This window comes from Streptomyces sp. NPDC031479, assembly GCF_055581065.1.
Window position 1 is genome coordinate 376,097 of the sequence record NZ_JBVIKC010000001.1, and the last position, 25,178, is coordinate 401,274.

The 25,178-nt window shown below is 73.5% G+C and carries 24 protein-coding genes; 17 read left to right on the forward strand and 7 right to left on the reverse strand.

The window, feature by feature from the left end; translation table 11 throughout:
- Window positions 1-27 precede the first annotated feature (27 nt).
- From ACZ5D2_RS01845 to ACZ5D2_RS01875, 7 genes are all read left to right on the forward strand, one after another.
- Window positions 28-930 carry an SRPBCC family protein gene (locus ACZ5D2_RS01845; protein WP_468926514.1) on the forward strand — a complete coding sequence of 301 codons (903 nt, stop codon included), beginning with the start codon at window positions 28-30 and terminating at the stop codon, window positions 928-930.
- A gap of 19 nt (window positions 931-949) precedes the next feature.
- On the forward strand, window positions 950-1,738 hold the full coding sequence (locus ACZ5D2_RS01850; RefSeq protein WP_468926518.1) for an aldose epimerase family protein: 789 nt from the start codon (window positions 950-952) through the stop codon (window positions 1,736-1,738).
- A gap of 21 nt (window positions 1,739-1,759) precedes the next feature.
- Window positions 1,760-2,299, forward strand: coding sequence for an orotate phosphoribosyltransferase (gene pyrE / locus ACZ5D2_RS01855; RefSeq protein ID WP_266840056.1), 540 nt, complete (start codon window positions 1,760-1,762; stop codon window positions 2,297-2,299).
- 270 nt (window positions 2,300-2,569) lie between these two features.
- Window positions 2,570-3,592, forward strand: a complete 1,023-nt coding sequence (fbaA, locus tag ACZ5D2_RS01860) for a class II fructose-bisphosphate aldolase (RefSeq protein ID WP_100660923.1) — start codon at window positions 2,570-2,572, stop codon at window positions 3,590-3,592.
- A 271-nt stretch (window positions 3,593-3,863) separates the two neighbouring features.
- A complete protein-coding gene (locus ACZ5D2_RS01865) occupies window positions 3,864-4,634 on the forward strand; it encodes a ScbR family autoregulator-binding transcription factor (protein WP_468926523.1) in 771 nt (256 codons plus the stop codon).
- A 98-nt stretch (window positions 4,635-4,732) separates the two neighbouring features.
- The gene (locus ACZ5D2_RS01870) at window positions 4,733-5,452 is read left to right on the forward strand and encodes an AfsR/SARP family transcriptional regulator (protein ID WP_371677797.1); all 720 of its coding nucleotides are present in this window, start codon (window positions 4,733-4,735) and stop codon (window positions 5,450-5,452) included.
- A gap of 184 nt (window positions 5,453-5,636) precedes the next feature.
- Window positions 5,637-7,568 (forward strand): helix-turn-helix domain-containing protein, encoded by a 1,932-nt coding sequence (locus ACZ5D2_RS01875; RefSeq protein WP_468926528.1) that lies wholly within the window; start codon window positions 5,637-5,639, stop codon window positions 7,566-7,568.
- 77 nt (window positions 7,569-7,645) lie between these two features.
- Here ACZ5D2_RS01875 and ACZ5D2_RS01880 read toward each other — a convergent pair whose 3' ends face one another.
- Window positions 7,646-8,890 carry an IS701 family transposase gene (locus tag ACZ5D2_RS01880; RefSeq protein ID WP_468926531.1) on the reverse strand — a complete coding sequence of 415 codons (1,245 nt, stop codon included), beginning with the start codon at window positions 8,888-8,890 and terminating at the stop codon, window positions 7,646-7,648.
- A 321-nt stretch (window positions 8,891-9,211) separates the two neighbouring features.
- On the opposite strand from ACZ5D2_RS01880, the gene ACZ5D2_RS01885 reads away from it, so the two are divergent.
- From ACZ5D2_RS01885 to ACZ5D2_RS01910, 6 genes are all read left to right on the forward strand, one after another.
- Window positions 9,212-10,354: a CE1758 family FMN-dependent luciferase-like monooxygenase gene (locus ACZ5D2_RS01885; RefSeq protein ID WP_468926534.1), complete on the forward strand. Its 1,143-nt coding sequence runs from the start codon at window positions 9,212-9,214 to the stop codon at window positions 10,352-10,354.
- A gap of 144 nt (window positions 10,355-10,498) precedes the next feature.
- Window positions 10,499-10,912: a DUF3151 domain-containing protein gene (locus ACZ5D2_RS01890; protein WP_266840050.1), complete on the forward strand. Its 414-nt coding sequence runs from the start codon at window positions 10,499-10,501 to the stop codon at window positions 10,910-10,912.
- Window positions 10,913-11,038: 126 nt separating this feature from the next.
- Entirely contained in the window at window positions 11,039-11,887 is an 849-nt protein-coding gene (locus ACZ5D2_RS01895) for a tryptophan 2,3-dioxygenase family protein (protein WP_266840049.1), read from the forward strand.
- Window positions 11,880-13,085: a kynureninase gene (gene kynU / locus ACZ5D2_RS01900; RefSeq protein ID WP_371677801.1), complete on the forward strand. Its 1,206-nt coding sequence runs from the start codon at window positions 11,880-11,882 to the stop codon at window positions 13,083-13,085. The genes ACZ5D2_RS01895 and kynU overlap by 8 nt, the downstream gene beginning before the upstream one ends.
- A 185-nt stretch (window positions 13,086-13,270) precedes the next feature.
- Window positions 13,271-14,146 (forward strand): alpha/beta hydrolase family protein, encoded by an 876-nt coding sequence (locus ACZ5D2_RS01905; protein ID WP_468926538.1) that lies wholly within the window; start codon window positions 13,271-13,273, stop codon window positions 14,144-14,146.
- Between the two features lie 197 nt (window positions 14,147-14,343).
- The gene (locus tag ACZ5D2_RS01910) at window positions 14,344-14,781 is read left to right on the forward strand and encodes a hypothetical protein (RefSeq protein WP_468926541.1); all 438 of its coding nucleotides are present in this window, start codon (window positions 14,344-14,346) and stop codon (window positions 14,779-14,781) included.
- An 81-nt stretch (window positions 14,782-14,862) separates the two neighbouring features.
- Here the strand turns inward: ACZ5D2_RS01910 and ACZ5D2_RS01915 are convergent, their stop codons facing one another.
- Window positions 14,863-15,375: a carboxymuconolactone decarboxylase family protein gene (locus ACZ5D2_RS01915; RefSeq protein WP_371677804.1), complete on the reverse strand. Its 513-nt coding sequence runs from the start codon at window positions 15,373-15,375 to the stop codon at window positions 14,863-14,865.
- A gap of 286 nt (window positions 15,376-15,661) precedes the next feature.
- Here ACZ5D2_RS01915 and ACZ5D2_RS01920 point away from each other — a divergent pair, with 286 nt between their 5' ends.
- On the forward strand, window positions 15,662-16,144 hold the full coding sequence (locus ACZ5D2_RS01920) for a hypothetical protein (protein WP_371677805.1): 483 nt from the start codon (window positions 15,662-15,664) through the stop codon (window positions 16,142-16,144).
- Window positions 16,145-16,231: 87 nt separating this feature from the next.
- Here ACZ5D2_RS01920 and ACZ5D2_RS01925 read toward each other — a convergent pair whose 3' ends face one another.
- The gene (locus ACZ5D2_RS01925; protein WP_030228647.1) at window positions 16,232-17,515 is read right to left on the reverse strand and encodes an adenylosuccinate synthase; all 1,284 of its coding nucleotides are present in this window, start codon (window positions 17,513-17,515) and stop codon (window positions 16,232-16,234) included.
- Window positions 17,516-17,699: 184 nt separating this feature from the next.
- Between ACZ5D2_RS01925 and ACZ5D2_RS01930 the strand changes: the two genes are divergently transcribed.
- Complete coding sequence (locus tag ACZ5D2_RS01930) at window positions 17,700-18,491, forward strand: diacylglycerol kinase family protein (protein WP_371681224.1); 792 nt, start codon at window positions 17,700-17,702, stop codon at window positions 18,489-18,491.
- A 194-nt stretch (window positions 18,492-18,685) separates the two neighbouring features.
- Here the strand turns inward: ACZ5D2_RS01930 and ACZ5D2_RS01935 are convergent, their stop codons facing one another.
- Complete coding sequence (locus ACZ5D2_RS01935; RefSeq protein WP_051840640.1) at window positions 18,686-19,165, reverse strand: GbsR/MarR family transcriptional regulator; 480 nt, start codon at window positions 19,163-19,165, stop codon at window positions 18,686-18,688.
- Window positions 19,166-19,240: 75 nt separating this feature from the next.
- Between ACZ5D2_RS01935 and ACZ5D2_RS01940 the strand changes: the two genes are divergently transcribed.
- Window positions 19,241-20,143, forward strand: a complete 903-nt coding sequence (locus ACZ5D2_RS01940; RefSeq protein WP_266840040.1) for an ABC transporter ATP-binding protein — start codon at window positions 19,241-19,243, stop codon at window positions 20,141-20,143.
- Entirely contained in the window at window positions 20,140-21,714 is a 1,575-nt protein-coding gene (locus ACZ5D2_RS01945) for an ABC transporter permease (protein WP_468926546.1), read from the forward strand. The genes ACZ5D2_RS01940 and ACZ5D2_RS01945 overlap by 4 nt, the downstream gene beginning before the upstream one ends.
- Before the next feature lie 100 nt (window positions 21,715-21,814).
- On the opposite strand, the gene ACZ5D2_RS01950 is transcribed toward ACZ5D2_RS01945, so the two are convergent.
- The 3 genes from ACZ5D2_RS01950 to ACZ5D2_RS01960 all read right to left on the reverse strand — a co-directional run bounded on the left by ACZ5D2_RS01950 (window position 21,815) and on the right by ACZ5D2_RS01960 (window position 25,166).
- A complete protein-coding gene (locus tag ACZ5D2_RS01950) occupies window positions 21,815-23,032 on the reverse strand; it encodes a cytochrome P450 (RefSeq protein WP_468926548.1) in 1,218 nt (405 codons plus the stop codon).
- Window positions 23,033-23,181: 149 nt separating this feature from the next.
- Window positions 23,182-23,841 carry a response regulator gene (locus ACZ5D2_RS01955; protein ID WP_371677808.1) on the reverse strand — a complete coding sequence of 220 codons (660 nt, stop codon included), beginning with the start codon at window positions 23,839-23,841 and terminating at the stop codon, window positions 23,182-23,184.
- The gene (locus ACZ5D2_RS01960; RefSeq protein WP_371677809.1) at window positions 23,838-25,166 is read right to left on the reverse strand and encodes a sensor histidine kinase; all 1,329 of its coding nucleotides are present in this window, start codon (window positions 25,164-25,166) and stop codon (window positions 23,838-23,840) included. The genes ACZ5D2_RS01955 and ACZ5D2_RS01960 overlap by 4 nt, the downstream gene beginning before the upstream one ends.
- Window positions 25,167-25,178: the final 12 nt, after the last annotated feature.

A 25,178-nucleotide genomic window follows, 5' to 3' on the forward strand; every position in this document is an offset into this window, starting at 1 on the left:
ACGGGTCACGTCGGTAGGCTCGACCACATGGAGCATCAGGTGTTCGTTCCGGTACCGGCAGACGATCTCCGCGCCCTGCTGCGCGATCCCGCCCGGGTGGCCCGCTGCGTCCCCGGGCTCCAGCAGGACGCCGACACGGCGGCCGGGCCGCTCGCGGGGCGGCTCAGAGTACGGGTCGGCGGGAGCACGGTGACCTACCGGGGGGCGCTGTCCCTCACCGAGCCGGAGCCCGGCCGCTTCGCCGCCGGGGGCGAGGGCGCCGAGGTGCGCGGGAACGGCACCGTCAAGCTCGCCCTCGGGCTGCGGCTGATCCCGCACGAGGGCGGTACCCGGATGGAGTTCACCGCGGAGGCGACCGTCGACGGACGCGCCGCCGCCTTCGAACCCGAGGCCACCGTCACCGCCGCCCGCAGGCTGCTCGACCGGCTCGCCGGGAACCTCGCCGCGGCCGCCGGACCCGAACGCGACGCCCGGCCGCAGCCGCAGGACCCGGTGGCGGAGGCGGAAGAGGCGGCGGAGGCGAACGGAGTGGACGAGGGCGCGGGGGACGGTGAGGAAGGGGAGGCCGGGCCCGGGGTCAGCGCGTCCGTGTTCGAGACCGAGGTGCCGCCCCCTTCCCTGGACCCCTTCGCGGAAGCCGACTTCACCGAAGCGGCCGGAGCCGCCGGGGCGCCCGAGCCCGCCGGCGCCGCCTCGGGTGCTTCGGGCGGCGCCGCCCGCCCCCCGGCCGAGGCGGCCCACGCCCGCCGCACGATGATCGGCCGCAGCGCCGAGGAGGTCGATCACGCGCCCCCGCGCGGCCGTTACGCTCCCGTACCCGCCCCCTCCACCGTCGGCGCGGGAGCCGGCATGCGCTGGATCGCACCTGCGGCGGCCCTGGCCCTGGCCTCGGCCGTCGTCGTCGGAAGGGTATTGCGCCGCCGCCGCTGACGGGCCGTAAGGTCGCCGTATGAGTACGCGACTGAGCGCCGGCGGCGCCGACATCACCATCGACCGGGAGAACGGCTGCCGGATCAGCAGTCTGCGCATCGACGGCACCGAGCTGCTGCGCCAGGGCCCGCACTTCGGGTCCTTCCCCATGGTCCCCTGGTGCGGCCGGACGGCGGGCGGGCGGTTCCACGACGGGGCGACCGTCCACCGGCTGCCCCTGAACCACCCCCCGCACGCCATCCACGGCTTCGGCCGCGACGCCTCCTGGAAGCCCGCCGGGGTGAGCGCGACCCGGGCCGCCTTCGTCTACGACCTCACGGACCCGTGGCCGTACGCGGGCCGGGTGACCCAGATCTTCGAGCTCACCGAGGACGCGCTGACGCTCACCATGGGCGTGGAGACGTACGAGGACTCCTTCCCGGCGCAGGCGGGCTGGCACCCCTGGTTCCACCGCGTCCTGACGCCCGGCGGGCCCGAGGCGCAGATCGCCTTCGACCCGGCCTGGCAGGAGGAGCGCGGCGAGGACCACATCCCGACCGGCCGCCGCACCGCCCCGAAGCCGGGCCCCTGGGACGACTGCTTCGGCATGCCCGAGGGGGTCGACGTCACCCTCACCTGGCCCGGTCAGCTGGAGCTGAGGGTCACCAGCCGGGCCGAATGGGTGGTGGTCTACGACGAGCAGCCCGAGGCCATCTGCGTCGAGCCCCAGTCCGGACCGCCGAACGGCCTGAACACCCTCCCGCAGCTGGTCACCCCCGTCGACCCGCTGGAGATCTCCAGCACCTGGACCTGGCGGCGGCTCCCGTAGGGCGCAATTAAGCTCGGGGGCATGACTGACGTACGCGATGCGCTTCTGCAGCAGATCAAGGACAAGGCCGTCGTGCACGGCAAGGTGACCCTCTCCTCCGGCAAGGAGGCCGACTACTACATCGACCTCCGCCGGATCACCCTCGACGGCGAGGCGGCCCCGATGGTCGGGCAGGTCATGCTCGACCTCACCGCCGACCTCGACTTCGACTGCGTCGGCGGCCTGACCCTGGGCGCCGACCCGGTGGCCACCTCGATGCTCCACGCCTCCGCCGCCCGCGGCGCGCGCCTCGACGCCTTCGTCGTCCGCAAGGCGCAGAAGGCCCACGGCATGCAGCGCCGCATCGAGGGCACCGAGGTGAAGGGCAAGCGCTGCCTGGTCGTCGAGGACACCTCGACCACCGGCGGCTCCCCGCTGACCGCCGTCGAGGCGGTCCGCGAGGCCGGCGGCGAGGTCGTCGCCGTCGCGACGATCGTGGACCGGGGCGCGGCCGACGCCATCGCCGCGGCCGGGCTGCCGTACCTGACCGGCTACCGGCTGGGTGACCTGGGTCTTTCCTGACCCCGGTCCGGCTCGGGTCCCGATCGTGGGGACGGTGCGCGACGACTCGTGACGAAGGTCCCGAGGTTGCCGCCGAGCCGGTTCTGACCTGCCCTTTTCGGAGCGGGCGGAGTGTTTCACGTGAAACACTCCGCCCGCTTCGCACTCCGTCGGGTGGTGAGGGGGGTGGAGTGTCGCGCCGAGTCTGGAAAGATAGGCGCGACGATGACGTCGCCCCCAGGTCAGGGCCCGCAATCAGCACCCTTCCCCGCACAACCAAGGAGCGGACAGATGCCCATCGCAACCCCCGAGATCTACAACGAGATGCTCGACCGGGCGAAGGCAGGCAAGTTCGCCTACCCGGCCATCAACGTGACCTCGACCCAGACCCTGCACGCTGCTCTGCGCGGCTTCGCGGAGGCCGAGAGCGACGGCATCATCCAGATCTCCACCGGCGGTGCCGAGTTCCTGGGTGGCCAGTACAACAAGGACATGGTCACCGGCGCCGTCGCCCTGGCCGAGTTCGCGCACGTCGTCGCCGCCAAGTACGACGTCACGGTCGCGCTGCACACCGACCACTGCCCCAAGGACAAGCTGGACGGCTACGTACGTCCGCTCCTGGAGGTCTCCGCCGAGCGCGTGGCCCGTGGTCTGAACCCGCTCTTCCAGTCGCACATGTGGGACGGCTCCGCCGAGACCCTGTCCGACAACCTGGCCATCGCCCAGGAGCTGCTCGCCAAGGCCGCCGCCGCGAAGATCATCCTTGAGGTCGAGATCACCCCGACCGGTGGCGAGGAGGACGGCGTCAGCCACGAGATCAACGACGAGCTGTACACCACCGTCGAGGACGCGCTGCGCACCGCCGAGGCCCTGGGCCTGGGCGAGAAGGGCCGCTACCTGCTGGCCGCCTCCTTCGGCAACGTGCACGGCGTCTACAAGCCGGGCAACGTCGTCCTGCGCCCCGAGCTCCTCAAGGACCTCCAGGCCGGCGTCGGCGAGAAGTACGGCAAGGCCTCGCCGTTCGACTTCGTCTTCCACGGCGGCTCGGGCTCCACGGCCGAGGAGATCGCCACCGCGCTGGAGAACGGCGTCGTGAAGATGAACCTGGACACCGACACCCAGTACGCCTTCACCCGCCCCGTCGCGGACCACATGTTCCGCAACTACGACGGTGTCCTGAAGGTCGACGGCGAGGTCGGCACGAAGTCCACCTACGACCCGCGCACCTGGGGCAAGCTGGCCGAGGCCGGCATGGCCAAGCGCGTCGCCGAGGCCTGTGCCAACCTGCGCTCCGCCGGTACCAAGCTGAAGTAGGCAGTCAGCACCGAGGACCCGAAGGGGGTCCGCCGGTCCGCAACGGACCGGCGGACCCCCTTTGTCATGGGGCTTTGTCATGGGGCCGGAATCCCCACCTCCGCCTTGTTCCGCTGCCCTTTCGGGCAGGCTGTGGCGGCGGATTCCGGGCAATCTGACGGAGGGGGACCCCTCCGGTGGACGTGTGGCCACGCGATGGTGTGGAATCTAGACACAAAAACGTACCCGTGAGGATGTAAAGCCGGCGGGCCAGGAGAAGGCGACGCCAGACATGAGGACAGAGCGACCCCAGGTGAAGCAGGACCGGGCGGTGCGCACGCGTCGGGCGATCCTGGAAGCGGCGGCCGAGGTCTTCGAGGAGCGCGGCTACGACACGGCCAAGCTCTCGGACATCGTCAACATCGCGAAGGTCACCAAGGGCGCCCTCTACTTCCACTTCGACTCCAAGGAAGCCCTGGCCCAGGCCGTCATCGACGCCCAGAACGAGACGCAGCCGCCGGTGGTCCCGCAGCCGTACAAGGCGCAGGAGTTCGTGGACATCGGCATGGTCTTCTCGCACCGGCTGCGGCACGAGACGCTGATCCGGGCGAGCGCCCGGCTCTCGCTGGAGCACGTCGGCGCACAGCTCGACCGGGCGGCTCCCTACCAGGCCTGGATCGACCAGCACGTGGCCCTGCTGGAAGAGGCGAAGGAGCGGGGCGAGCTGCTCCCCAACGTGGACACGGTGGTGCCGTCGCGGCTGATCGTGGGCGCGTACGCGGGGCTCAACACCATGTCCCAGATGCTGCGCCTGGACCTGGACGCGCAGGTGTCGGAGCTGTACACCCACGTGATGCCGAACGTGGTGGTGCCGGCCGTGGCGATCCGGCTGGACACCCGGCCGGGGCGGGGTGCGCGGGCCCTGTTCGGTCCGGAGGGCCTCCACGCGTGCGGGATGGGCTGCGCGGGCGGGGTGGAACCGGGTGAGGTGGACCCGGACGAGGCGGAGCCGGGCCAGGTGGACCCGGGCGACGAGACCTCCGGCGAGGAGACCTCCGGCTGACACGGCCTCCGGCTGACACGGCGTTCGGGGCGGGCCCCCCCTTCCCCAGAAGATCCTTCCGGGTATTATTTTTTTGCTGCCTGCCCAGGGAGGACAACGTGGACATCGAGGTGCTCGGCCCTCCTCGGGTCACCGAGAACGGTGTGCCCATCACGGCCCCCACGCCGGAGTCCCGGCACGTCCTCGCGGTCCTCGCGGCCTGTCCCGACCGGGTCGTGCCCGTCTCCGTACTCGCCGACGAACTCGCCGCCCGCGTCCCGCCCGAGCACGCCCGGGCCGTCCTGCGCGCCGCCGTACGCCGCCTCCGCGAGCGGATCGCCGAGGCGCTGGGCCCCTCTTCGGTACGGACTCCCGAATCGGTGCTCTCCACACGTCCCGGCGGGTATCTTCTCGACACCGGCGGCGGCCGCTGTGACGTGCGGGAGTTCGAGCGCGAGGCCGGGGCCGGCTACCGGGCGATGGGACGCGGTGATTCCGCCCAGGCCGCCGCCCGGCTCCGGCGGGCCCTCGACCTGTGGACCGGCCCCGCCCTGGACGGGATCGCGGCCGGCACCTGGCTCGGCGGGCGCATCGCCGTGCTCGACGCCGACCGGCTCTCCGTACTCGGCCAGTGGGTCGAAGCGGAACTCGCGCTCGGCCGCCACCGCGAACTGCGCCTGGCCCTGGCCGGTCTGCGCGGCGCCGGCGCGGGGCGCCCCGGCGACGCCTACCTGGCCGCCCTGCGCCGGGCCGAGGAGCGCGCCCTGGCCCCGCGCCCCGCGCCGACCGGCCTGACCCTGGCCCCGCTCCCGGCCCTGGCCTGCGCCACCCGGCCGTGACCCGCGGCCCTGACCTGCAGCTCTGACGCCCGGCCCTGACCTGCAGCTCTGACGCCCCGGCCCGTTCGCGGGTCCGGCCGACGGCCGGTCCGGTGCCCCCGCGCGCCTTGCTTGACCCCTCGCCGCACGGAACCTAGGTTCGGGAGCCGGGCAGAAAACAGCTGGTCGGACGGGGGATGGCGGGATGCCGGGGGATGAATCGGGTGCACTGTCCGTACTGGAACTGCTGGCGGAGGACGCCCCCCAGGGCCGGTACGACGCCCTGCTCGCCGAAGCCCACGCCGCGGGCGCCGACGAGGAGGCCCTCGCGGAACTCGCCCGCGCCGTGGAACTGGCCCGCGCGGTCCGGGCCGGCACCATCCGCCGCGAACAGCGCGAAGCCGCCCTCACCGCCCTCGTGGACACCGCGCACGACCTCACCTCCCCGTACGACATCGACGGCCTGCTCCGTCTGATCACCCGCCGCGCCCGGCGCCTCCTCGGCTTCGACATGGCCTGGCTCTCGCTCAGCCGCCCGGACGGGTCCGCGTACGTGCGCACCTCCGAGGGCGAGACCACCGCCCTCAACGTCGGCCTCGAACTGGGCACCGGCCGGGGCCTCGGCAGCATCGCCCAGGCCCGCCGCTCCCCGGTGTGGACCGCCGACTACCTCGCCGACCCGGCCATCGCGCACGCCCCCGGCATCGACGCCGTCGTGGAGGCGGAGGGCCTGCACGCGATCATCGCCGTCCCGCTGCGGCGGGGGGACTCCAGCCTCGGCGCCCTCTACGGCTCCGACCGCGCGGTACGGCATTTCACCCCGGACGAGATCGGCATCATGCTCTCCCTCGCCGACCTGGCCGCCGTCGCCATCGAGAAGGCCCGCCTGCTGGAGCAGACCCGGGACGAGGTCACCGAGCTGGAGGCCTTCGGCTCGCGCACCAACACCGCCCTCACCCGGGTCCGTTACCTGTGGGAGTGCCACGCCCGGCTGGCCGGCCTGGTGCTCGACGGGGCCGGACTGCCCACCCTCGCCCGTGCCACTGCCGACGCGCTGGACGGCGTGCTCCAGGTGCGCGACCCGGGCGGCCGGCCGCTGACCGCCACCGGTGAACTGCCCGGTCTGGACGAGGAGGCGGTGGCCAAGGCGGCCCTCCAGGCGCTGACCGACCGGCGGCCGGTCCGGCTGCCCGGCGACCTGTGGCTGGCCCCCGTGCTCGCCGGCGCGGAGGACCTCGGGGTGCTGCTGCTGAGCGCGTCGGCGCCGCTGGCCGACGAGGACGTCCGGCTGCTCCAGCTCGCCGCGCAGTCCGTGGCCTCCCTCATGCTGATCCAGCGCGGCACCGCCGCCGCCGAAGGGCCCGTGCACGACGAACTCCTCGCCGACCTGCTGGAGCGGCCGCACTCCGTCGACCTGCACCTGCTGGAGCGCACCCGCCGGCTCGGCATCGACCTCGACGGCCCGCACGTGGTGGTCGTCGCCCGGCCCGAGGGCGGCGAACTGGGCAAGGCCGTCGCCTGGGCGTCCTCGTACGCGTACCGGGCGGGCGGCCTCAAGGGCGTCCGCCGCGGCTGCATCGTCCTGGTGCTGCCCGGTACCGACGCCTCCGCCGCCGCGCACCGGGTCTCCGGCGAACTCTCGCCGCTCCTCGGCCACGCCGTGTCCACGGGCGCCGCGGGACCCACCGCCGCCGCGGGGCAGGTGGCCCGCGCGTACGCCGAGGCCGTGCGCTGCCTGGACGCGCTGACCGCCCTGGACGGGGTCGGCGGCACGGCCTCCCTGCGCGAACTCGGCTTCCTCGGGCTGCTGTTGTCCGCCGACCACGACGTGGAGTCGTTCATCGCCGCGACCATCGGCCCCGTCCTGGAGTACGACACCGACCGGCTGACGCACCTGACCCGCACCCTGGAGGCCTACTTCGCCTCCGGGGCCAGCCCCACCCACGCCGCCGAGACCCTGCACGTGCACCCCAACACGGTCTCCCGCCGCCTGGAGCGCATCGCCGAACTGCTCGGCCCGCACTGGCAGAAGCCCGCGCAGGCCCTCGAAATCCAGCTGGCGCTGCGGCTGCGCAAGGCCCGTACGGTCCTCCACGACCGCCGGACCGCCGCGCACGAGGCCGAAGCGGAGGGGTAGGACGGGAAGCCCGTACGGTGCGGGCGGTCGTACGGTGCGGCCGCCGGGCGGCCGGGCGGCCGGGCGGTCGCGTCCGCCTACGCCGTCAGGGCGCGGGCGGCGTGCGCGATCGAGGCCAGCGTGACGTGGCGGTGCCAGCCGGGCAGGGCGCGGCCCGTGAAATCGCGCAGCCCCGCCTCGCGGCCGCTGTGTTCGGCGGCGCAGTCCACCCGCAGCGCCTGCTTGGTGAGCCGCAGCAGCGGGCCCACGGGAAGGCGCACCAGGTCCGTCACCCACATCTGCGCCGGTTCGCGGCGCGGGTCCGTCCACTCGCCGACCAGCAGCAGGTGTCGCCGGCGGGCCGGGGACGGGTCGGGCATCATCACGCGCACCGCCACCGCGAGGGTGCTGCGGTGGCGGCCCCCCGGGTGCGCGGGGTCCGGGTCGGTCCATTCCACCGGGGTGCACAGGCCGCGCACCGACCGCAGGACCTCGCGGGCGCCGCGCGGGCCCGCGCCGTGGCCGGGCAGCGCCGGGTCGGTGACGAGCAGCGGGGTCGCGGGGTCGACGCGGGCGATCACCGGCAGCCGGGCCTGCGCGAAGCGGTTCATCGTCGAACGGGTGCCGATGTGCCGAATGTCCAGCACCACGGGACGGGGCGCGCCGGTGGTGCGGCGCACGGTCGCGATGACGGAGGCGGTGGCGGCCTCCTCGTACGCGGCCTCCTCGTACGCGGCCCGGGCGGCGAGGGCGCCGGGCGCGGTGGCGGAGGCCCCCGGGCCCGCGGGGGCCTGCGCCTCCGGGAGGAACATCCGCCAGCCGACCGGCGTCACCAGTCCGGCGGACGCGAACCAGGTCCCGAAGGCCTGCTGACCGCGGAACATCTGTCCCTGGTGGGGGTCGAAGCGGTGCGCCACGCCCACCGAGTGCTCGCCGCCCTTGGGGATCGCCATCGGCTGCGCCACCCAGGCGGTCGGCGTGGTGGTGGCCTCCAGGTAGCCGGAGAGGGCGCCGCGGATCGGTTCCCAGTCCCAGGTGGAGCCGGAGATGAAGTGGTGCATGCTCTGCTCGGCGGCCCCTCCGCCCACCTGTCCGGCGATCCCGCGCATCGACTTGCGGCCCGGGAGGGCCAGCAGTCCCCGTACGTACCTGCGGCCCTTCTCGCGCTGGTCCCTGCGGCGCAGCGAGCCGAGGACGGCGGCGCAGAGGTCGTCGGCGGCCTCGTACGCGGCGGCCGTGGCCGGTCCGCCGGTCCCTCCGCCGGCCCTGCCGGGCGCCCCGCCGCGGTCCGGTGTGGTCGTCCCCGTACCCGTGACGGTGCTGCTGCTCATGATCGTTGACACGACATGCCCCCCTAGGCGTGCATCGACTGCACCCCCACCGTCCTTCGAGTACCCCTCTTCCGGGGAGGTGCGCCGGGCACCGCACTTCGCCCGAACGTGGTGGGGACCCCACCACCCCCCCTCACCACACCCCGACTTGACGGACTGCCGGAACGGCCCTGGCCCGGCGCCCGGGGATCCGGCACGGTCCTGTTCCGGGCCCCGGTGGCCCCCCACGGACGGCGGTGCCGGGGCCTGCCCCCCGGCACCGCACCGCCGGGGCCTGCCCCCCGCACCACGCCGCCGGGCGTACGACATCGGCACGAGAGGCGGGGTGGCAGGGTGCAGTTCGGGATCTTCTCGATCGGTGAGGTGGCCCCCGACCCGCTGGGCGGCCGGACACCGACCGAGTACGAGCGGATCAAGGCCATGGCCACCCTCGCCGTCCGGGCGGAGGAGGCGGGCCTCGACGTCTTCGCCGTCGGCGAGCACCACAACCCGCCCTTCGTCTGCTCCGCGCCGCCGACCCTGCTCGCCCACGTCGCCGCCCGCACCCGGCGGCTCATCCTGTCCACCGCCACCACCCTCGTCACCACCAACGACCCCGTGCGCGTCGCGGAGGAGTTCGCGCTGCTCCAGCACCTCGCCGACGGCCGCGTGGACCTGATGACCGGCCGCGGCAACACCCCGGACGTCTACCCCTGGTTCGGTCAGGACCTGCGCCGGAGCCACGAACTGGCCCGGGAGAACTACGCCCTGCTGCACCGGCTCTGGCGCGAGGAGCAGGTCGACTGGCGGGGCCGCTCCCGCGCCCGCCTCGACGGCTTCACCTCCACGCCCCGCCCGCTGGACGGCGTACCGCCCTTCGTGTGGCACGCGGCGCTGCGCTCGCCGGAGACCGCCGAGCGGGCCGCGTACTACGGCGACGGCTTCTTCGCGGACAACCTCCACGGACCCGTCGAGCACCACGCCCGCCTCGTGTACCTGTACCGGACCCGGTACGCGGAGCACGGCCACGGCACGGCCGAGCAGGCCGTCGTCGGGATCGGCGGGCAGGTCTTCGTGCGCCCCCGCTCGCAGGACGCGGTGCGCGAGTTCCGCCCGTACTTCGACCGGTCCCCGGCGTACGGGGGCCGGTACTCCCTGGAGGAGTGCGCGGCCCGGACACCGCTGGTCGTGGGCAGTCCCGACGAGGCCGTCGAGAAGATCCTCGGCTTCCGGCGGGCCTACGGGGACTACCAGCGCCAGCTCTTCGCCGTGGACCACGGGGGGCTGCCGCTGAAGACCGCCCTGGAGCAGATCGACCTGCTGGGGGAGCGGATCGTCCCGGTGCTGCGCCGCGAGCTGGCCGTGGGCCGCGCGGCGGCCGCCCCGCCGGGGCCCCGGCACCCGGCGGCGCGCCGCCGCGGCCCGGCCGCCGCCGGCCCGGCTCCGTCCGCGCGGGCGCCCGGGGGCGGGCTCGTACCGGTGAGCTCGCGCGGGTGAGCCCGTAGCGGTGAGTGCCTGCCGGCTAGCGCCTGCCGGTGAGCCCCTGCCGGTGAGCCCCTGCCGGTGAGTTGCCTGCCCGTGAGTGCCTGCCCGTGAGCGCCCCGGCCCCCGGGCGCACGGCCCATCGGACACACTGAAGCCATGTCGATTCACCAGAACCTGCTCGGGGGCCCCGCCCCCACCCACCTGCCCGACGAGCCCGCGCCCCGCGAGGCCCTCGCCGCCGGGACCGACCCGGCCGAGGTCGCCGCCGCGCACCCGACCTCCTCCCTCGCCTGGGCCGCCCTCGCGGACCGCGCCTTCGAGGCCGGCCACACGGTCGAGTCGTACGCGTACGCCCGCACCGGCTACCACCGGGGCCTGGACGCGCTGCGCCGGGCCGGCTGGAAGGGCCACGGGCCGGTGCCGTGGGAGCACGAGCCGAACCGCGGTTTCCTGCGCGCCCTGCACGCCCTGGCCCGCGCCGCCGGGGCCATCGGCGAGAAGGAGGAGTACGAGCGCTGCTCCACCTTCCTGCGCGACTCCTCGGCCACGGCCGCGGACACGCTCGTATAACTGCCGGCGTTCGCCCTAGAGGGCTTCCGGATCCCCTGCTTATGATGCGAGGCAGGGGACCGGGGCTCCACTTACCTCACGGAAGGAGCGGACCGCTACCCGGAAGCACGTGTCGAGGAGACAGAAATGTCGCACGCCCTTGATGCCTCCGGAGCCGGTTCGGACACCCCGAACCTCGACTTCGCCGGCACGACCCCGTACGAGGACTACGTCCAGGCAGACGTCCTCACCCACCTCCAGCACCTCCGCTCGGACGACCCCGGCGAGATGGTCTTCCTGGTCACGACCCAGGTCATGGAGCTGTGGTTCACGGTCATCGTCCACGAGTGGGAGACGGCGGCCCGCGCCCTGCGCGAGGACCGCATCCCGGTCGCGATGGACGCGCTGAAACGATCCCTCCGCGAGCTGGAGGCCCTGAACGCCTCCTGGCGGCCCCTCGCGCAGCTCACCCCCTCGCAGTTCAACGCCTACCGCTCGGCGCTGGGCGAGGGTTCCGGTTTCCAGTCGGCGATGTACCGCCGGATGGAGTTCCTGCTGGGCGAGAAGTCGGCGTCCATGCTGGTCCCGCACCGAGGCGCGCCGCGCGTCCACGGGGAGCTGGAGAAGGCCCTCCAGGAGCCCAGCCTCTACGACGAGACCCTGCGCCTGCTGGCCCGCCGCGGCCTGCCCGTCCCCCAGTCGGTCCTGACGCGCGACCTCGCGCTGCGCTACGAGCCCTCGGCGGAGGTCGAGGCGGTCTGGACGGCCCTGTACGCCGAGCCCGACGGCGGCCACGCGGACCTGCACCGGCTGGGCGAGGTCCTCACGGACGTCGCGGAACTCGTCTGGCGCTGGCGCAACGACCACCTGGTGGCGACCCGCCGCGCGATGGGGGCGAAGACGGGAACGGGCGGCTCCGCCGGGGTGACCTGGCTGGAGAAGCGCGCCACGAAGAACGTCTTCCCCGAGCTCTGGACGGCCCGCAGCCATGTCTGACACCCACGCCACCTCCGACCTGGCGGAGCGCGCGGCGCGGCTCGACGCCCTGGACGGTCTCGCCAAGCTCCGTGAGCGCTTCACCCTCCCCGACGGGGTCGTCTACCTCGACGGGAACTCCCTCGGAGCCCTTCCGTCCGCCGTTCCCGACGCGCTGACGGACGTCGTCCGCCGCCAGTGGGGCGAGCTCCTCATCCGGTCCTGGGACGAGAGCGGCTGGTGGACCGCCCCCGAGCGGATCGGCGACCTCATCGCCCCGCTCGTGGGCGCGGCCCCCGGTCAGGTGACGGTCGGCGACTCCACCAGCGTCAACCTCTTCAAGGCCCTGGTCGGCGCCGCCCGTTTGGCCGTACCCGGCCGGACGAAGCTGCTGGTCGACGCGAGCACGTTCCCGACGGACGGCTACATCGCCGCCTCCGCCGCCCGGATGACCGGCCTGGAAGCGGTCCCCGTCGACCCCGCCGACGCGCCGCGCGCGATCGACGGCGACACCGCGGTGGTGCTGCTCAACCACGTCGACTACCGCAGCGGCCGGCTCCACGACCTGCCCGGTCTCACGGCGGCCGCGCACGCGGCGGGCGCCCTGATCGTCTGGGACCTGTGCCACAGCGCGGGCGCCCTGCCGGTCGGCCTCGACGCGCACGGCGTCGACCTCGCGGTGGGCTGCACGTACAAGTACCTCAACGGCGGTCCCGGCTCCCCGGCGTACGTGTACGTGGCCGCCCGCCACCAGGGTGCCTTCGACTCGCCGCTCCCCGGCTGGAACAGCCACGCCGAGCCGTTCGCGATGACCCCGGGCTACGTGCCGGCCGAGGGCGCGGCCCGGGCGCGCGTCGGGACGCCGGACATCCTGTCCATGCTGGCGCTGGAGTCGGCCCTCGGGGTGTGGGAGGGCGTGGCGGTCGAGGACGTCCGCGCGAAGTCCCTCGCTCTGACGGACTTCTTCCTGGAGTGCGTGGCCCGGTACGTCCCGGAGGGGAAGGTCGAGGTGGTCACCCCGGCAGGGCACGCCGAGCGCGGCAGCCAGGTCTCGCTGCGGACCGAGGGGGCCCGCGAGGTGATGGCCGAGCTCATCTCCCGCGGGGTCGTCGGGGACTTCCGGGCGCCCGATGTCCTGCGCTTCGGGTTCACCCCGCTCTACGTCGGTTTCGCCGACGCGGAGCGTGCCGCGCGCACGCTGGGTCACGTTTTCGGGTGACGCCCTAGCGAAACGTCACTTCGACGGGTGTGGCGAACGAGCGGGCGGGGCTGCGGCCCCGCCCGCTCCGCTTGTGCCCGGTGCGGCCACAGGACGGCCCGTTCCAGCCTGATACGGTCCCGCTCTGGCGAAACACCGGAACATCAGTCCCCGCTGTCCCACGCGTTTACCGAGAGGTTGAGCCGATGACGGACCCCGCAGCCGAACGGGACGCCGCCGAGGCCGCCTCGGCCTTCTCCCATCCGCCGGTCGAGCCCGACGCGAGCGCCGCGTACGGGGAACACCCCGACCAGGTCGTCGACTTCTACGCTCCCCGCGGGGGCGCCGGGGGTCCCGCCCCGCTGGTCGTGGTCCTGCACGGCGGGGCCTGGCGGGCCCCGTACGACCGGCAACACATCACCCCCTTCGCGGAGTTCCTCGCCCGCCGGGGTTTCGCCGTCGCCAACGTCGAGTACCGGCGCGGGAGTTCCCTGCCGCACCAGGGCTCCGACGGGCCGGTGGCGGGGCGCTGGCCGGAGACCTTCGACGACGTCGCCGCCGCCATGGACGCGCTGCCGGGGCTGGCGGCGCGGGCGCTGCCCGTCGCGGACCTGCACCGGGTGGTGGTGACGGGCCACTCGGCGGGCGGCCACCTCGCGCTGTGGGCCGCGGCCCGCCACGTCCTGCCGGCCGGGTCCCCGTGGCGGCTGCCCTCCCCGCCGCCGCTGCGCGGCGTGGTGGCGCTGGCCCCCATCGCGGACTTCGCGGTGGCGGAGGAACTGGGGGTGTGCGGGGGCGCGTCCGCGCAGCTGCTGGGCGGCCCGGAGCACTGGGACGCCCGCCTCCCGTCCGCCGACCCCGCGTCCCTGCTCCCGACCGGCATCGCCACCGCGGTGGTGCACGGGAGGGAGGACATCGTGGTCCCGCACGCGGTGGCGGAGTCGTACGTCGCCGCCGCGGGGGAGGCGGGCGAGCTGGTCGGCCTGACCCTGCTGGACGGCGTCGGCCACTTCCCCCTGATCGACCCGGCGGCCGACGCCTGCGCGGTGGTCTGCGAGGAGCTCGCGCAACTGGCCTGGTAAGGCCCCGCGGCAAAGGCGGGCACGGACACGCGGCGGTGTGCGAAGATCCGCGCACAGGCCCCGGCCCCGACGCGTCGCGGGCCTCATCGAGAGGTGGGCGGGACGGTACCGATGACCAGCACCCTGCGACGGGCCGCGTCCGGCTCCGGCGACCCGAGCGGCGCGGACCGCGCGGACCGGGCCGCGGAGCGGGCGTAGTGGCGACCTGGGGTCTGCTCCTGGAGCGGAACATCGGCGAGCGCCAGGGGCTGACCTGGTCCGTCGGGGTGATGGAGCACGTCGAGGGGACCCGGGAAGAGGCCCTCGCCGTGCTCCGGGAGCGGGTCGACGGTTTCGATCCCGGACTGTTCCAGGCCGTGCGGCGCAGGGTCGTCTACCGCGAGGGGGACGGGTTCCTCGTCATCGTGGAGGTCCGCTTCGGATGGCACCGCCACTACCGGTTCAGGGCGGTCGAGGTCGTCTCCGACAGCGCCCCGCCCCCGCCGGATCCCGAGCCCCCGTCACCGCCCGAACCGGTGCCGGTACCGTCCCGCAGGCGTCCGGCTCCGGCTCCGCAGCCGCCACCACCACCGAAGGACTGGGACGCCGACGTACCCGACCGTCCCGCCTGGCTCGGCAGGGACGACCTGACCTGACCTGGCCTGATCTGACCTGGCCTGGCCTTACCTGCCCGCCCCCGTCGGCCGTGCGCCGGATCGCCCGGCCGCACGTGGACCTCAGTCCCACTGCCGGTCGGCGAGGGAGGCGACCGGGGCCGGCTTGCCGATGAGCGCCAGGGCGATGAAGAAGTTGATCTGGCCGATCGCGATGGTGAGGGTGGCCAGGGCCTTCTCGTCGAAGTGCTTCGCCGCCTCCGCGTACAGCTCGTCGCCGACGCGCTCCTTGCCCTGCGGGGCGGGCTGGAGGACCGCCTCCACCAGGGCGAGGGCGGCCCGCTCGGCCGGGGTGAAGCAGTGGGCGTCCTGCCAGGAGGAGACGGCCGTGATCCGCTCCTCGGTCTCGCCCGCCTTGCGCAGGAACCCGGTGTTCAGGATGGTCAGGTAGGTGTTGTGGACGATCTGGCCGGCCCGCAGGTGGACCAGGCTGATCGTGGTGCGCGGCACCGAGCGGTTGCCGGTGGCCCGGAAGAGGGCGGCGCTGATGTCGCTCATCTCGGGGACGAACGCGCCCGGGTCGGGCATGCGGGAGATGGAGGCGGTGGCGGCGCGGGGGGTGTCGGTGCTCGTCATGGCGTCTCTCCGGTGGCTGGGGCCGGCGCCCGCTGCGTCGGCTTCACCGCACTGACGGATGGGACGGCGCGAGTGTGACAGCTCCGGGAGAAAACTTTTCGGGGCGACACGTGCGGCCGTGCGGGGGACCATGAAGGAACGGATACGGCCGACCCGTCCGGCCGCGCGGGCGCCGGACCGGTGCCGGACGGGCCCTGCGGCCCGGTGCGCCGTCGGCGCTCCGCGCCGTCGTCCCGGTCCCCGGCGACCTCCGCCCTTCCCCTTCTCCCCCGTGGGAGGCAGCACCATGAACCGACGTACGCGCCTGATCCTGCTCACCCCCGTGATGGCGGGCTCCCTCGCCCTCGGTCCCACCGCCCTCGCCATGGCATCGGCCCCCGGGGCCGTTCCCGCCGCCACGTGTTCCCTGTCGGGCGTCCTGCCGGACGGCACGGTGAGCATCTCCGGGGGCGGGTTCCAGCCGGGGCCCGCCTTCCTGGAGTCGTCCACGGGCGTCGGCGCCGGCTTCAGCATGAACCAGGACGGCACGTTCAACATCGCCAAGGCGAAGGACGGCCAGTACTCGGTCCGGCAGGGCTCGACGGTCACCAAGTGCAGCGGAGGCAGCGCGGCAACCACTGCCACCGGTACCACCCTCAAGGCCGGCATCGTCGCCGGCTGGGACGCCGTCAAGGCCGACTGCAAGGCGACGGCCCCGGCCTCGGCCAACCAGCAGTTCAGCCAGGGCTGGAACAAGGGCGCCGCCGTGGCGAAGGAGGCCTTCTGCTGAAGCCGTACACGCCCGAGCGGGGCGGCCGGCGGACGTGCCGGCCGCCCCGCTCGGGGGTGGTGCGGGTGCTGCGGGTGCTGCGGGTTCCTAGAGGAACGAGTTGATCTCGATCGTCTCGGTGCGGCCGGGGCCGACGCCGATCGCGGAGATCGGGGCGCCCGACATCTCCTCCAGGGCCTTCACGTACGCCTGGGCGTTCTTCGGGAGGTCGGAGAAGGTCTTGGCCTTGGTGATGTCCTCGGACCAGCCCGGGAGGGTTTCGTAGATCGGCTTCGCGTGGTGGAAGTCGGTCTGCGAGTACGGGAGCTCCTCGACGCGCTTGCCGTCGATCTCGTACGCGACGCAGACCGGGATCTCCTCCCAGCCGGTCAGCACGTCGAGCTTGGTGAGGAAGAAGTCCGTCAGGCCGTTGACGCGGGTCGCGTAGCGGGCGATCGGGGCGTCGAACCAGCCGCAGCGGCGGTCACGGCCGGTGGTCACACCGCGCTCGCCACCGATGCGGCGCAGGGCCTCGCCGTCCTCGTCGAACAGCTCCGTCGGGAACGGGCCGGCGCCGACGCGGGTCGTGTAGGCCTTGAGGATGCCGATGACGCGGCTGATCTTCGTCGGGCCCACGCCGGTGCCGGTGCAGGCGCCGCCGGCGGTCGGGTTCGAGGAGGTGACGAAGGGGTACGTGCCGTGGTCGACGTCGAGCAGGGTCCCCTGGCCGCCCTCGAAGAGCACGACCTTGTCCTCGTCCAGCGCGTTGTTGAGGATCAGGGTGGTGTCGGCGACGTAGCCCTTGATCTGGTCCGCGTACTGGAGCATCTCCTCCACGATCGCGCCGGCCTCGATGGCACGGCGGTTGTAGAGCTTCGCGAGGAGCTGGTTCTTGCCCTCCAGCGCCGCTTCGACCTTCTGCGTGAGGATCGACTCGTCGTAGAGGTCCTGGACGCGGATGCCGACGCGGTTGATCTTGTCCGCGTAGGTCGGGCCGATGCCGCGGCCGGTCGTACCGATCTTGCGCTTGCCGAGGAAGCGCTCGCCGACCTTGTCGAGGGTGACGTTGTACGGCGTGATCAGGTGCGCGTTACCGCTGATCAGCAGCTTCGAGGTGTCGATGCCGCGCTCGTTCAGGCCGCGCAGCTCGGAGAGCAGGACGGCCGGGTCGACGACGACACCGTTGCCGATGACCGGGGTGCATCCGGGGGAGAGGATGCCGGAAGGGAGAAGGTGCAGCGCGTACTTCTGGTCACCCACGACGACCGTGTGGCCGGCGTTGTTGCCACCCTGGTAGCGCACTACATAGTCAACGGATCCACCGAGCAGGTCGGTGGCCTTTCCCTTGCCCTCGTCACCCCACTGAGCTCCGAGCAGCACAAGAGCGGGCACAGGCGTACACCTCTTCCGGATGGGGCATGTCCAAGGTCAGGGGGCGTACGACGATGTACACCGCAGGCTGAGCCGTCGGACCGGTACCCCGGAATAGACGAAGGCCCTGGCGCAATAGCGCAAGGGCCTCTTGCACAAAGATGCTACCCGAGGAAGGACCGAGGTGTCGGCTCCAGAGCCCACCATGAGCCATGCGGGCGCGCCGGTCGGCGGCCTGCTCGTGCTCGTCGACCCGGTCGCCCGCCGTCTTGACGGCGAGTCCGTGCGAATCGCGAAGGATGTGTTGTCAGCGGGGGCCGCGGCGAAAATCTGCCTCCCCGATTCGCAGGAGGAATTTGCGCGGGCCCTCGCCCGCCGGGGTCATCGGCGGCCGGTGATCGTGGGTGACGACCGGGCGCTGGTACGGGCCGTGGCGCTGCTGCACCGGGAGCGGGGGCCGGTGGACCGGGCGCTCTCGCTGGTTCCGGTGGGGCCCGCGGGGTCGCTGGGGCTGGCCCGCTCGCTCGGCGTGCCGCTGTCGGCGGTGCTCGGGGCGCGGGCGGCGCTGGACGGGGTGCCGCGGCCGCGGGACCTGCTGGTCGACGACAGCGACGGGGTGGTGCTGGGCGGGCTGCGGATCGCGGGTCCTCCGGCGGCGCGGCGCGGCGGCGCGTACCGCTCGCTGCTGCGGACCCTGCTGACCGGCCCGCCGGCCGCGCCGCACCGGCTGCGGGTGGAGGTGCGGGTGGACGGGGTGGTGCTCGCGGACGTGGACCAGCCCGTGGAGGACGTGGCGGTGCGCACGGGGGAGCGGGGCGGGCCGGCCGAGGTCGTCGTCCGGCTCGCGGGGGCCGCGCCGCTCACGGGACGGGCCGAGGCGGTGACGGTGTCCGGGGCGGACTTCCGTTACCGCGCCGACCACGTCCTGACCGGCCCGGTCCGCCGCCGCACCTGGACCCGCCATCCGGCGGCCTGGGCCCTCACCCTGCCGCGCTGAGCCGGCCCCCGGCGGGTGGGGGCGGGGAGGCGTACCCGCAGCTCCCCGTCGGAGCCGGGGGCGATGTTGGCAGGGGCGATGTTCCGGAACGCCGCCGGGGTCCGTCGCCCGGGGCCCCGCCGGGCAGCCCCCGGGCAGCCCCCGGGCAGCCCGGCGGGGGCCGGGCAGCCCCCCCCGGGGCCCCGCCACCGCGGCTACGGCAGGTCGAGCGTCGCGCGGTGGGCGCGCCAGCGGTCCATCATTCCGAGCATCTCGCCCTGCAGGAACTCGAAGAACGCCGCCGTCTCCGCGATCCGCGCGCCCGCCGGGGAGCCCTCTCCGAGGCCGGCCGCGCCCTCGCGCAGGGTCTTCTCCCACAGGGTCAGGACCTGGTCCCGGCGGGTGAAGGTCTCGTACCAGAGCTCGTTGTGCAGGACGTACCGGTCGCGGCGGGAGCCCGGTTCGCGCTCCCGGCTGACCATGTTGACCTGCGTCAGGTAGGCGACGGCGCCCGATACCGCCGCCGGACTGATCTGGAGCGCCTCGCCCAGTTCCGCGGAGGTCATCGATCCCCCGTCGCTCGCGAGCAGCCGCGCGAAGACCCGGGAGGCCATGCGTTGCATGCCCGCCTCCGTCAGCTGCGCCGCGAACCGCTCCACGAAGCGGGATACCGCTTCCTCGTCCCGTACATCCATCGCATCCGCCACCCCTCAGACTTTACGTGATTCCCTAGCTTCACAATTTTGTGAAAGTAGCGTACGTTCAGAAACATGACGAAGGCAATCAGCGTCGCCGGGCTCCACAAGGCGTTCGGCCGCACCCACGCACTGGACGGACTCGACCTCGACGTCACCGCGGGCGAGGTCCACGGGTTCCTCGGCCCCAACGGCGCCGGGAAGTCCACCACCATCCGGGTCCTGCTCGGCCTGCTGCGCGCCGATGCCGGGACCGTCAGCCTCCTCGGCGGCGACCCGTGGGCCGACGCGGTGGCGCTCCACCGGCGCATCGCCTACGTCCCCGGTGACGTCACCCTGTGGCGCAACCTCTCCGGAGGCGAGGTCATCGACCTCTACGGGCGGCTCCGCGGCGGCCTCGACCGGGCGCGCCGCACCGAGCTGCTGGAGCGGTTCGAACTCGACCCGACCAAGAAGGGCCGTACGTACTCCAAGGGCAACCGTCAGAAGGTCGCCCTGGTCGCCGCCTTCGCGTCGGACGTCGAGCTGCTGATCCTCGACGAACCCACCTCCGGCCTCGACCCGCTGATGGAGGAGGTCTTCCAGAGCTGCGTCGCCGAGGCCCGTGCCGCCGGCCGCACCATCCTCCTCAGCAGCCACATCCTCAGCGAGGTCGAGACCCTCTGCGACCGCGTCAGCATCATCCGCGCCGGCCGCACCGTGGAGACCGGCACCCTCGCCGAACTGCGCCACCTCACCCGTACGTCGATCACGGCCGAACTCGCCGGACCGCCGAACGGCATCGCGCACCTGCCCGGCGTGTACGACGTCGACGTGCGCGGCCTGAAGGTCAGCCTCCAGGCCGACACCGACAAGCTGGACGCCGTGCTGCGCTCGCTCACCGCCTCGGGCGTGCGGTCGCTGACCTCGACCCCGCCCACCCTCGAAGAGCTCTTCCTCCGCCACTACACGACCGCTGACGAGGCGAACGCACGATGAACCGACAACTGGCGGGCACCGGCGCGCTGCTCCGGCTGGCCCTGCGCCGCGACCGCGTGATGATGCCGGTGTGGGTCCTCGTCACCGGCCTGCTGGTGGTGAGCATGCCCGGTTCACTCGAAAAGGTGTACGGCACCGCCGCCGAACGCGCCGAGCTCGCTTCCTCGATGAACGCCAACGGCTCCATGCGCGCCCTGTACGGGCCGGTCTTCGGCGACTCCCTCGGCGCGCTGACCTCCTGGCGCATGGGGGTCTACGGCGCCGTCCTCGCCGCCGTGATGAGCCTGATCGTCGTCATCCGGCACACCCGCGAGGAGGAGGAGACGGGCCGCCAGGAAATGCTGTCCGCCGCCATGGTGGGCCGCCGGGCCCCGCTGACCGCGGCGCTGCTCGCCGCCCTCGTCGCCAACGCGTGTGTCGTCCTGCTCGTCGCGGGCGGACTCGCCGGGCAGGGCGGGCCCGGCGCCCTCGCGCTGGGCCTGGCCATCGGCGGCGCCGGTCTGCTGTTCGCGGGGATCGCGGCCATCGCCGCCCAGCTCACCGAGAGCGCCCGCGCCGCCAAGGGACTCACCTCCGCCGTCCTGGGCGCCGCCTTCGTGCTGAAGGCCGCCGGCGACGCCGGTACGCCGGACGGCGCGTCCGCCCTGACCTGGATCTCCCCGCTCGGCTGGGTGGAGAACGCCCGCGCCTTCGCCGCCGAACGCTGGTGGGTGCTCCTCCTGCTCGTCGCCGGGGTGGCGCTCACGACGGGGGCCGCCTACCTGCTCTCGGGCCACCGCGACCTGGGCATGAGCTTCCTGCCCGCCCGTCCCGGACCGGCCGAGGGCCGGCTCGGCACGGCCGGGGCCCTGGCCTGGCGGCTCCAGCGCGGCAGCCTCATCGGCTGGGGCGCCGCCTTCCTCGTCGCCGGGCTCGTCTTCGGCGGGATGGCGGACGGCGCCGCCGACGTGGTCGGCGGCAACGAGAAGACCCGTCAGATCATCGAGCGCATGGGCGGGCAGAGCGGGCTCACCGACGCCTTCCTCGCCGCGATGGCCGGACTGCTCGGCATGATCGCCGCGCTCTACGTGGTCTCCTCCGTGCTGCGCCTGAACGGCGAGGAGAGCGCGCAGCGCGCCGAACCGCTGCTCTCGAACGCCGTCGGGCGACTGCGCTGGGCCGGCGGTCACCTCGCCGTCGCGTTCGGCGGCTCGGCCGTGATCCTGCTGCTGGCCGGGCTCGGACTGGGCCTCGGGCACGGCCGGGACATCGGTACGGCCGTGGGTGCCTGCCTCGCGCAGCTCCCGGCGGTGTGGCTGCTCGGCGCCCTGGCCGCCCTGCTGCACGGCGCGCTCCCGAAGTACGCGGTCGCGGGCTGGGCCGTCGCCGGAGTCGCGCTGGCCCTCGGCTGGATCGGCCCGGCGCTCGACCTCCCCCAGTCGGTCATGAACGCCTCGCCCTTCACCCACCTGCCCAAGCTCCCCGGGCCGGAGTCCCTCGACTGGGCTCCGCTGCTGACCCTGACCGTCCTCGCGGGGGCGCTGGTCGCGGCAGGACTGGGCGCGCTGCGGCGCCGGGACCTGACGGCGTAGCCGCGGGCGGAGACCACGAGGGGGCCCGGGCCCCGGCCGGACGGCCGGGCCCGGGCCCCGGCGCTTTCGCCTTCGGGCCTCCGGCCTTCCGGCCCGTCGGCTAGAACTCCACGATCAGTTCGCGCAGGCCCCGGATGACGTAGCCGTCCCCCCACTGCGGTTCCCTGACCAGGCGCAGCGGTGGGAGCGCCGGGTCGAGCAGGGCGCCGAAGGAAGCCGCGAGCTCCAGCCGGGCCAGGGGCGCCCCCAGGCAGTAGTGGATCCCGGCGCCGAAGGTCAGGTGCGGGTTGTCGCCGCGTGAGAGGTCCAGGACGTCCGGGTTCTCGAAGCGTGCCGGATCCCGGTTCGCAGAACCGAACAACAGTGCGACTTCGGAGCCCCGGGGGATCGGGGTGTCCCCGATCAGGATGTCGTCGAGCACCCAGCGCTCGAACATCTGGAGAGGCGTGTCGAAGCGCATGAGTTCATCCACAGCTGTGGACAACTTTTCTGGATCCACCGCTCCCGGGTCCGCGCGCAGCCGCGCGAGCTGCTCGGGATTGCGGAACAGGGCCCACCAGCCGTTGACCGTCGTGTTGACGGTCGCCTCGTGTCCGGCGTTCAGCAGGAGGACACAGGTGGAGATCATCTCCTGCTCGCTGAGCCGGCCCTCCTCATCGTGGGCGGCGATCAGGCCGGAGATCAAATCCGCGCCGGGCCGCCTGCGCCGCTCGCCGATCAACTCCCGCAGGTACGCGCTGAACTCCACGCTCGCGGTCACCGCACGCCGGGCCGTCTCCGGGTCCGGCCGGAGCTCGAACATCCCGCAGATGTCCGCCGACCAGGGCCGCAACAGCCCCCGGTCCGCGTCCGGGACACCCAGCAGCTCCGCGATCACCGCCACCGGCAGCGGCTCGGCGACGGCGGTCAGCAGGTCCCCGCCCCCCGCCCGGCACAGCCCGTCCGCCAACTCCCGGGCCAGCCGCTCCACCGCGGGCGCGAGCCGCTCCACGGTGCGCGGGGTGAAAGCCTTCGCCACCAGCCGTCGCACGCGCGCGTGCGCGGGATCCTCCAGGTCCAACAGGCCGTTCCCGTTGAGCACGTGGAAGGGCTCGTGCTCCGGCGGCGGCGCCTGTCGGCCGAACTCCTCGTGGCTGAAGCGGTGCAGGTAGGTCCGCCCCAGCCGCCGGTCCCGCAACAGGGCGCTCACATCGGCGTAGTGCGGCACCAGCCACTGCCCGGTCGCCTGCGACCACACGGCCCGCCCCTGCGCCCGCAGTTCCCGGTAGGCGGGGTAAGGGTCGGCGACGAACTCGGCATCCCACGGATCAAAGCCCATCCCCGCAGACTAGCCCCGCCCCGCCGGGAACCCCCTGGACCCGCCCCGCAACCCGGCCCCTCCCGGCGGGCCCCAAGGGCCCCGGCCCGTACCCGGCCCGGACGACGGCCCCGGCCCGGATGGCGGCCCGCACCCGGCCCGGACGGGGCCTAAGTCGGCGTCACCAGCCGGGTCTCGTAGGCGAACACCGCCGCCTGCGTCCGGTCCCGCAGGCCCAGTTTCACCAGGATCCGGCTCACGTGCGTCTTGATCGTGGACTCCGCGACCAGCAGCCGGTCCGCTATCTCCCCGTTGGACAGGCCCTGCGCGATCAGCACCAGCACCTCCGTCTCCCGCTCCGTCAGCTCCGGCACCCCCGCCGGATCGGCGGCCCGAGGAGCCTGCGCCAGCTTCGAGAACTCCACGATCAGCCGCTTCGTCACCGAAGGGGCCAACAGTGCCTCCCCGGCCGCCACCACCCGTACTCCGTCCGCCAGCTGACGGGCCGACGCGTCCTTCAACAGGAACCCCGAAGCCCCCGCCCGCAGCGCCTGGTACACGTACTCGTCGAGGTCGAAGGTCGTCAGGACCAGCACCTTCGCGTCCGCGTCGGCCGCCACGATCTTCCGTGTCGCCTCCAGGCCGTTCATCTCCGGCATCCGGATGTCCATCAACACCACGTCAGGCCGCAAGGCCGCCACCTGCGCGATGGCCTGCCGGCCGTCGACGGCCTCGCCGACGACCTCGATGCCCTCCATCGCGTTCAGCAGGACGGAGAAGCCCTCGCGGACCATCATCTGGTCGTCGACGATCAGCACCCTGATCGTCATACCGGGTCCTCCTCCGACTGCGGTCGGCTGCGTACCGGTATGAACACCGCCACCTCGTACCCGCCCGAAGGGCTCTCCCCGGCCGTCATCTCCCCTTCCAGCATGGCCACCCGCTCCCGCATTCCGGTGATCCCGTGCCCGGCCCCCGGCGAAGGCGGCACGTCCCCGACGGCCGGGCCGTTGACGACCCGTATCCCCAGACCACCCAGCACGTACGACACCTCGACCTCCGCCAACGATCCCGGCGCGTGCCGCAGGCTGTTGCTCAGGGCCTCCTGGATGATCCGGTACGCCGACAGCTCCACTCCCTGCGGCAGCTCGCGCACCGCACCCGTGACGGTCTTCTCCACGCTCAGCCCGGCCTCCCGCACATTGGCGAGCAGCCCGTCCAGCGCGGCCAGCGTCGGCTGCGGGGCGTCGGGGGCCTCGTAGTCCGCGGACCGCACCACCCCCAGCACCCGGCGCAGCTCCGTGAGGGCCGCCACCGCGTTCTCCCGGATGGTGACGAACGCGGCCTCCAGCTCCGGCGGCGGATTCTTCACCCGGTACGGAGCCGCCTCCGCCTGGATCGCCACCACCGACATGTGGTGCGCGACCACGTCGTGCAGCTCCCGCGCGATGGTCGTCCGCTCCTCCAGCAACGTCCGCCGGTCCCGCTCGAAGGCCGTCACCTCCAGCACCGCCGTGACCTCCTGCCGGGCCTCCCGGCGGGTGTTGCGCACCGTCACCAGCAGCAGCGCCACCGCCGAGGCGGAGGCCATCGGCCCGATGCTGCCCGCACGCTCCGCACCGAACAGGATCTGCACGGCAGTCCCGAACGCCACGGTGACGACCCACATCCAGCCGGCCACCCGGGGCCTGGTCCGCAGCGCGACGAAGACCATCACGGCGAGGTAGGAGACGAAGGTGCCCGGAGACCAGGGCCAGGTGAAGATCCGGTCCTGCAGTACCGAGAGCACGACCGTGGCCGCCAGCGCCGCCCAGAAGGCCCCCAGGGGCCGCACCAGGGTCATCAGCACCGGCGCCGCGGCCACCAGCCCCGCCACGGTGAGCGAGACCGGCGACATACCGCCCGGCCCGCTGGCACCCGCCAGCATGACCACGAAGAAGGCCGTCACCACCACCACCGCGTGTGGCAGATAGGCCATCCGCGTCCGTATCCGCGCCGGGAGGCGGCGGACGATCGGTCCGTCCGTTCGCATCGGGGCGAGCGGCCGGTAGGCGAAGGCATCCGTGAACATGTCGTCACGCAGGCTCTGCATCAAGCCTGAAGCCAGCCTCAGTTCGGGCGGACGGGGAGTGGCCCCGGTGGTCGTCTGGGTCATGTCCAAACCGTA

Coding starts and splice junctions, on each gene's coding strand:
- fbaA (WP_100660923.1), top strand. CDS start 2,570: ATGCCCATCGCAACCCCCGAGATCTACAACGAGATGCTCGACCGGGCG.
- ACZ5D2_RS01875 (WP_468926528.1), top strand. CDS start 5,637: ATGCCGGGGGATGAATCGGGTGCACTGTCCGTACTGGAACTGCTGGCG.
- ACZ5D2_RS01905 (WP_468926538.1), top strand. CDS start 13,271: ATGACGGACCCCGCAGCCGAACGGGACGCCGCCGAGGCCGCCTCGGCC.
- ACZ5D2_RS01960 (WP_371677809.1), bottom strand. CDS start 25,166: ATGACCCAGACGACCACCGGGGCCACTCCCCGTCCGCCCGAACTGAGG.
- kynU (WP_371677801.1), top strand. CDS start 11,880: ATGTCTGACACCCACGCCACCTCCGACCTGGCGGAGCGCGCGGCGCGG.
- ACZ5D2_RS01935 (WP_051840640.1), bottom strand. CDS start 19,165: ATGGATGTACGGGACGAGGAAGCGGTATCCCGCTTCGTGGAGCGGTTC.
- ACZ5D2_RS01895 (WP_266840049.1), top strand. CDS start 11,039: ATGTCGCACGCCCTTGATGCCTCCGGAGCCGGTTCGGACACCCCGAAC.
- ACZ5D2_RS01950 (WP_468926548.1), bottom strand. CDS start 23,032: ATGGGCTTTGATCCGTGGGATGCCGAGTTCGTCGCCGACCCTTACCCC.
- ACZ5D2_RS01845 (WP_468926514.1), top strand. CDS start 28: ATGGAGCATCAGGTGTTCGTTCCGGTACCGGCAGACGATCTCCGCGCC.
- ACZ5D2_RS01865 (WP_468926523.1), top strand. CDS start 3,864: ATGAGGACAGAGCGACCCCAGGTGAAGCAGGACCGGGCGGTGCGCACG.
- ACZ5D2_RS01850 (WP_468926518.1), top strand. CDS start 950: ATGAGTACGCGACTGAGCGCCGGCGGCGCCGACATCACCATCGACCGG.
- ACZ5D2_RS01890 (WP_266840050.1), top strand. CDS start 10,499: ATGTCGATTCACCAGAACCTGCTCGGGGGCCCCGCCCCCACCCACCTG.
- ACZ5D2_RS01955 (WP_371677808.1), bottom strand. CDS start 23,841: ATGACGATCAGGGTGCTGATCGTCGACGACCAGATGATGGTCCGCGAG.
- ACZ5D2_RS01940 (WP_266840040.1), top strand. CDS start 19,241: ATGACGAAGGCAATCAGCGTCGCCGGGCTCCACAAGGCGTTCGGCCGC.
- pyrE (WP_266840056.1), top strand. CDS start 1,760: ATGACTGACGTACGCGATGCGCTTCTGCAGCAGATCAAGGACAAGGCC.
- ACZ5D2_RS01930 (WP_371681224.1), top strand. CDS start 17,700: ATGAGCCATGCGGGCGCGCCGGTCGGCGGCCTGCTCGTGCTCGTCGAC.
- ACZ5D2_RS01915 (WP_371677804.1), bottom strand. CDS start 15,375: ATGACGAGCACCGACACCCCCCGCGCCGCCACCGCCTCCATCTCCCGC.
- ACZ5D2_RS01920 (WP_371677805.1), top strand. CDS start 15,662: ATGAACCGACGTACGCGCCTGATCCTGCTCACCCCCGTGATGGCGGGC.
- ACZ5D2_RS01945 (WP_468926546.1), top strand. CDS start 20,140: ATGAACCGACAACTGGCGGGCACCGGCGCGCTGCTCCGGCTGGCCCTG.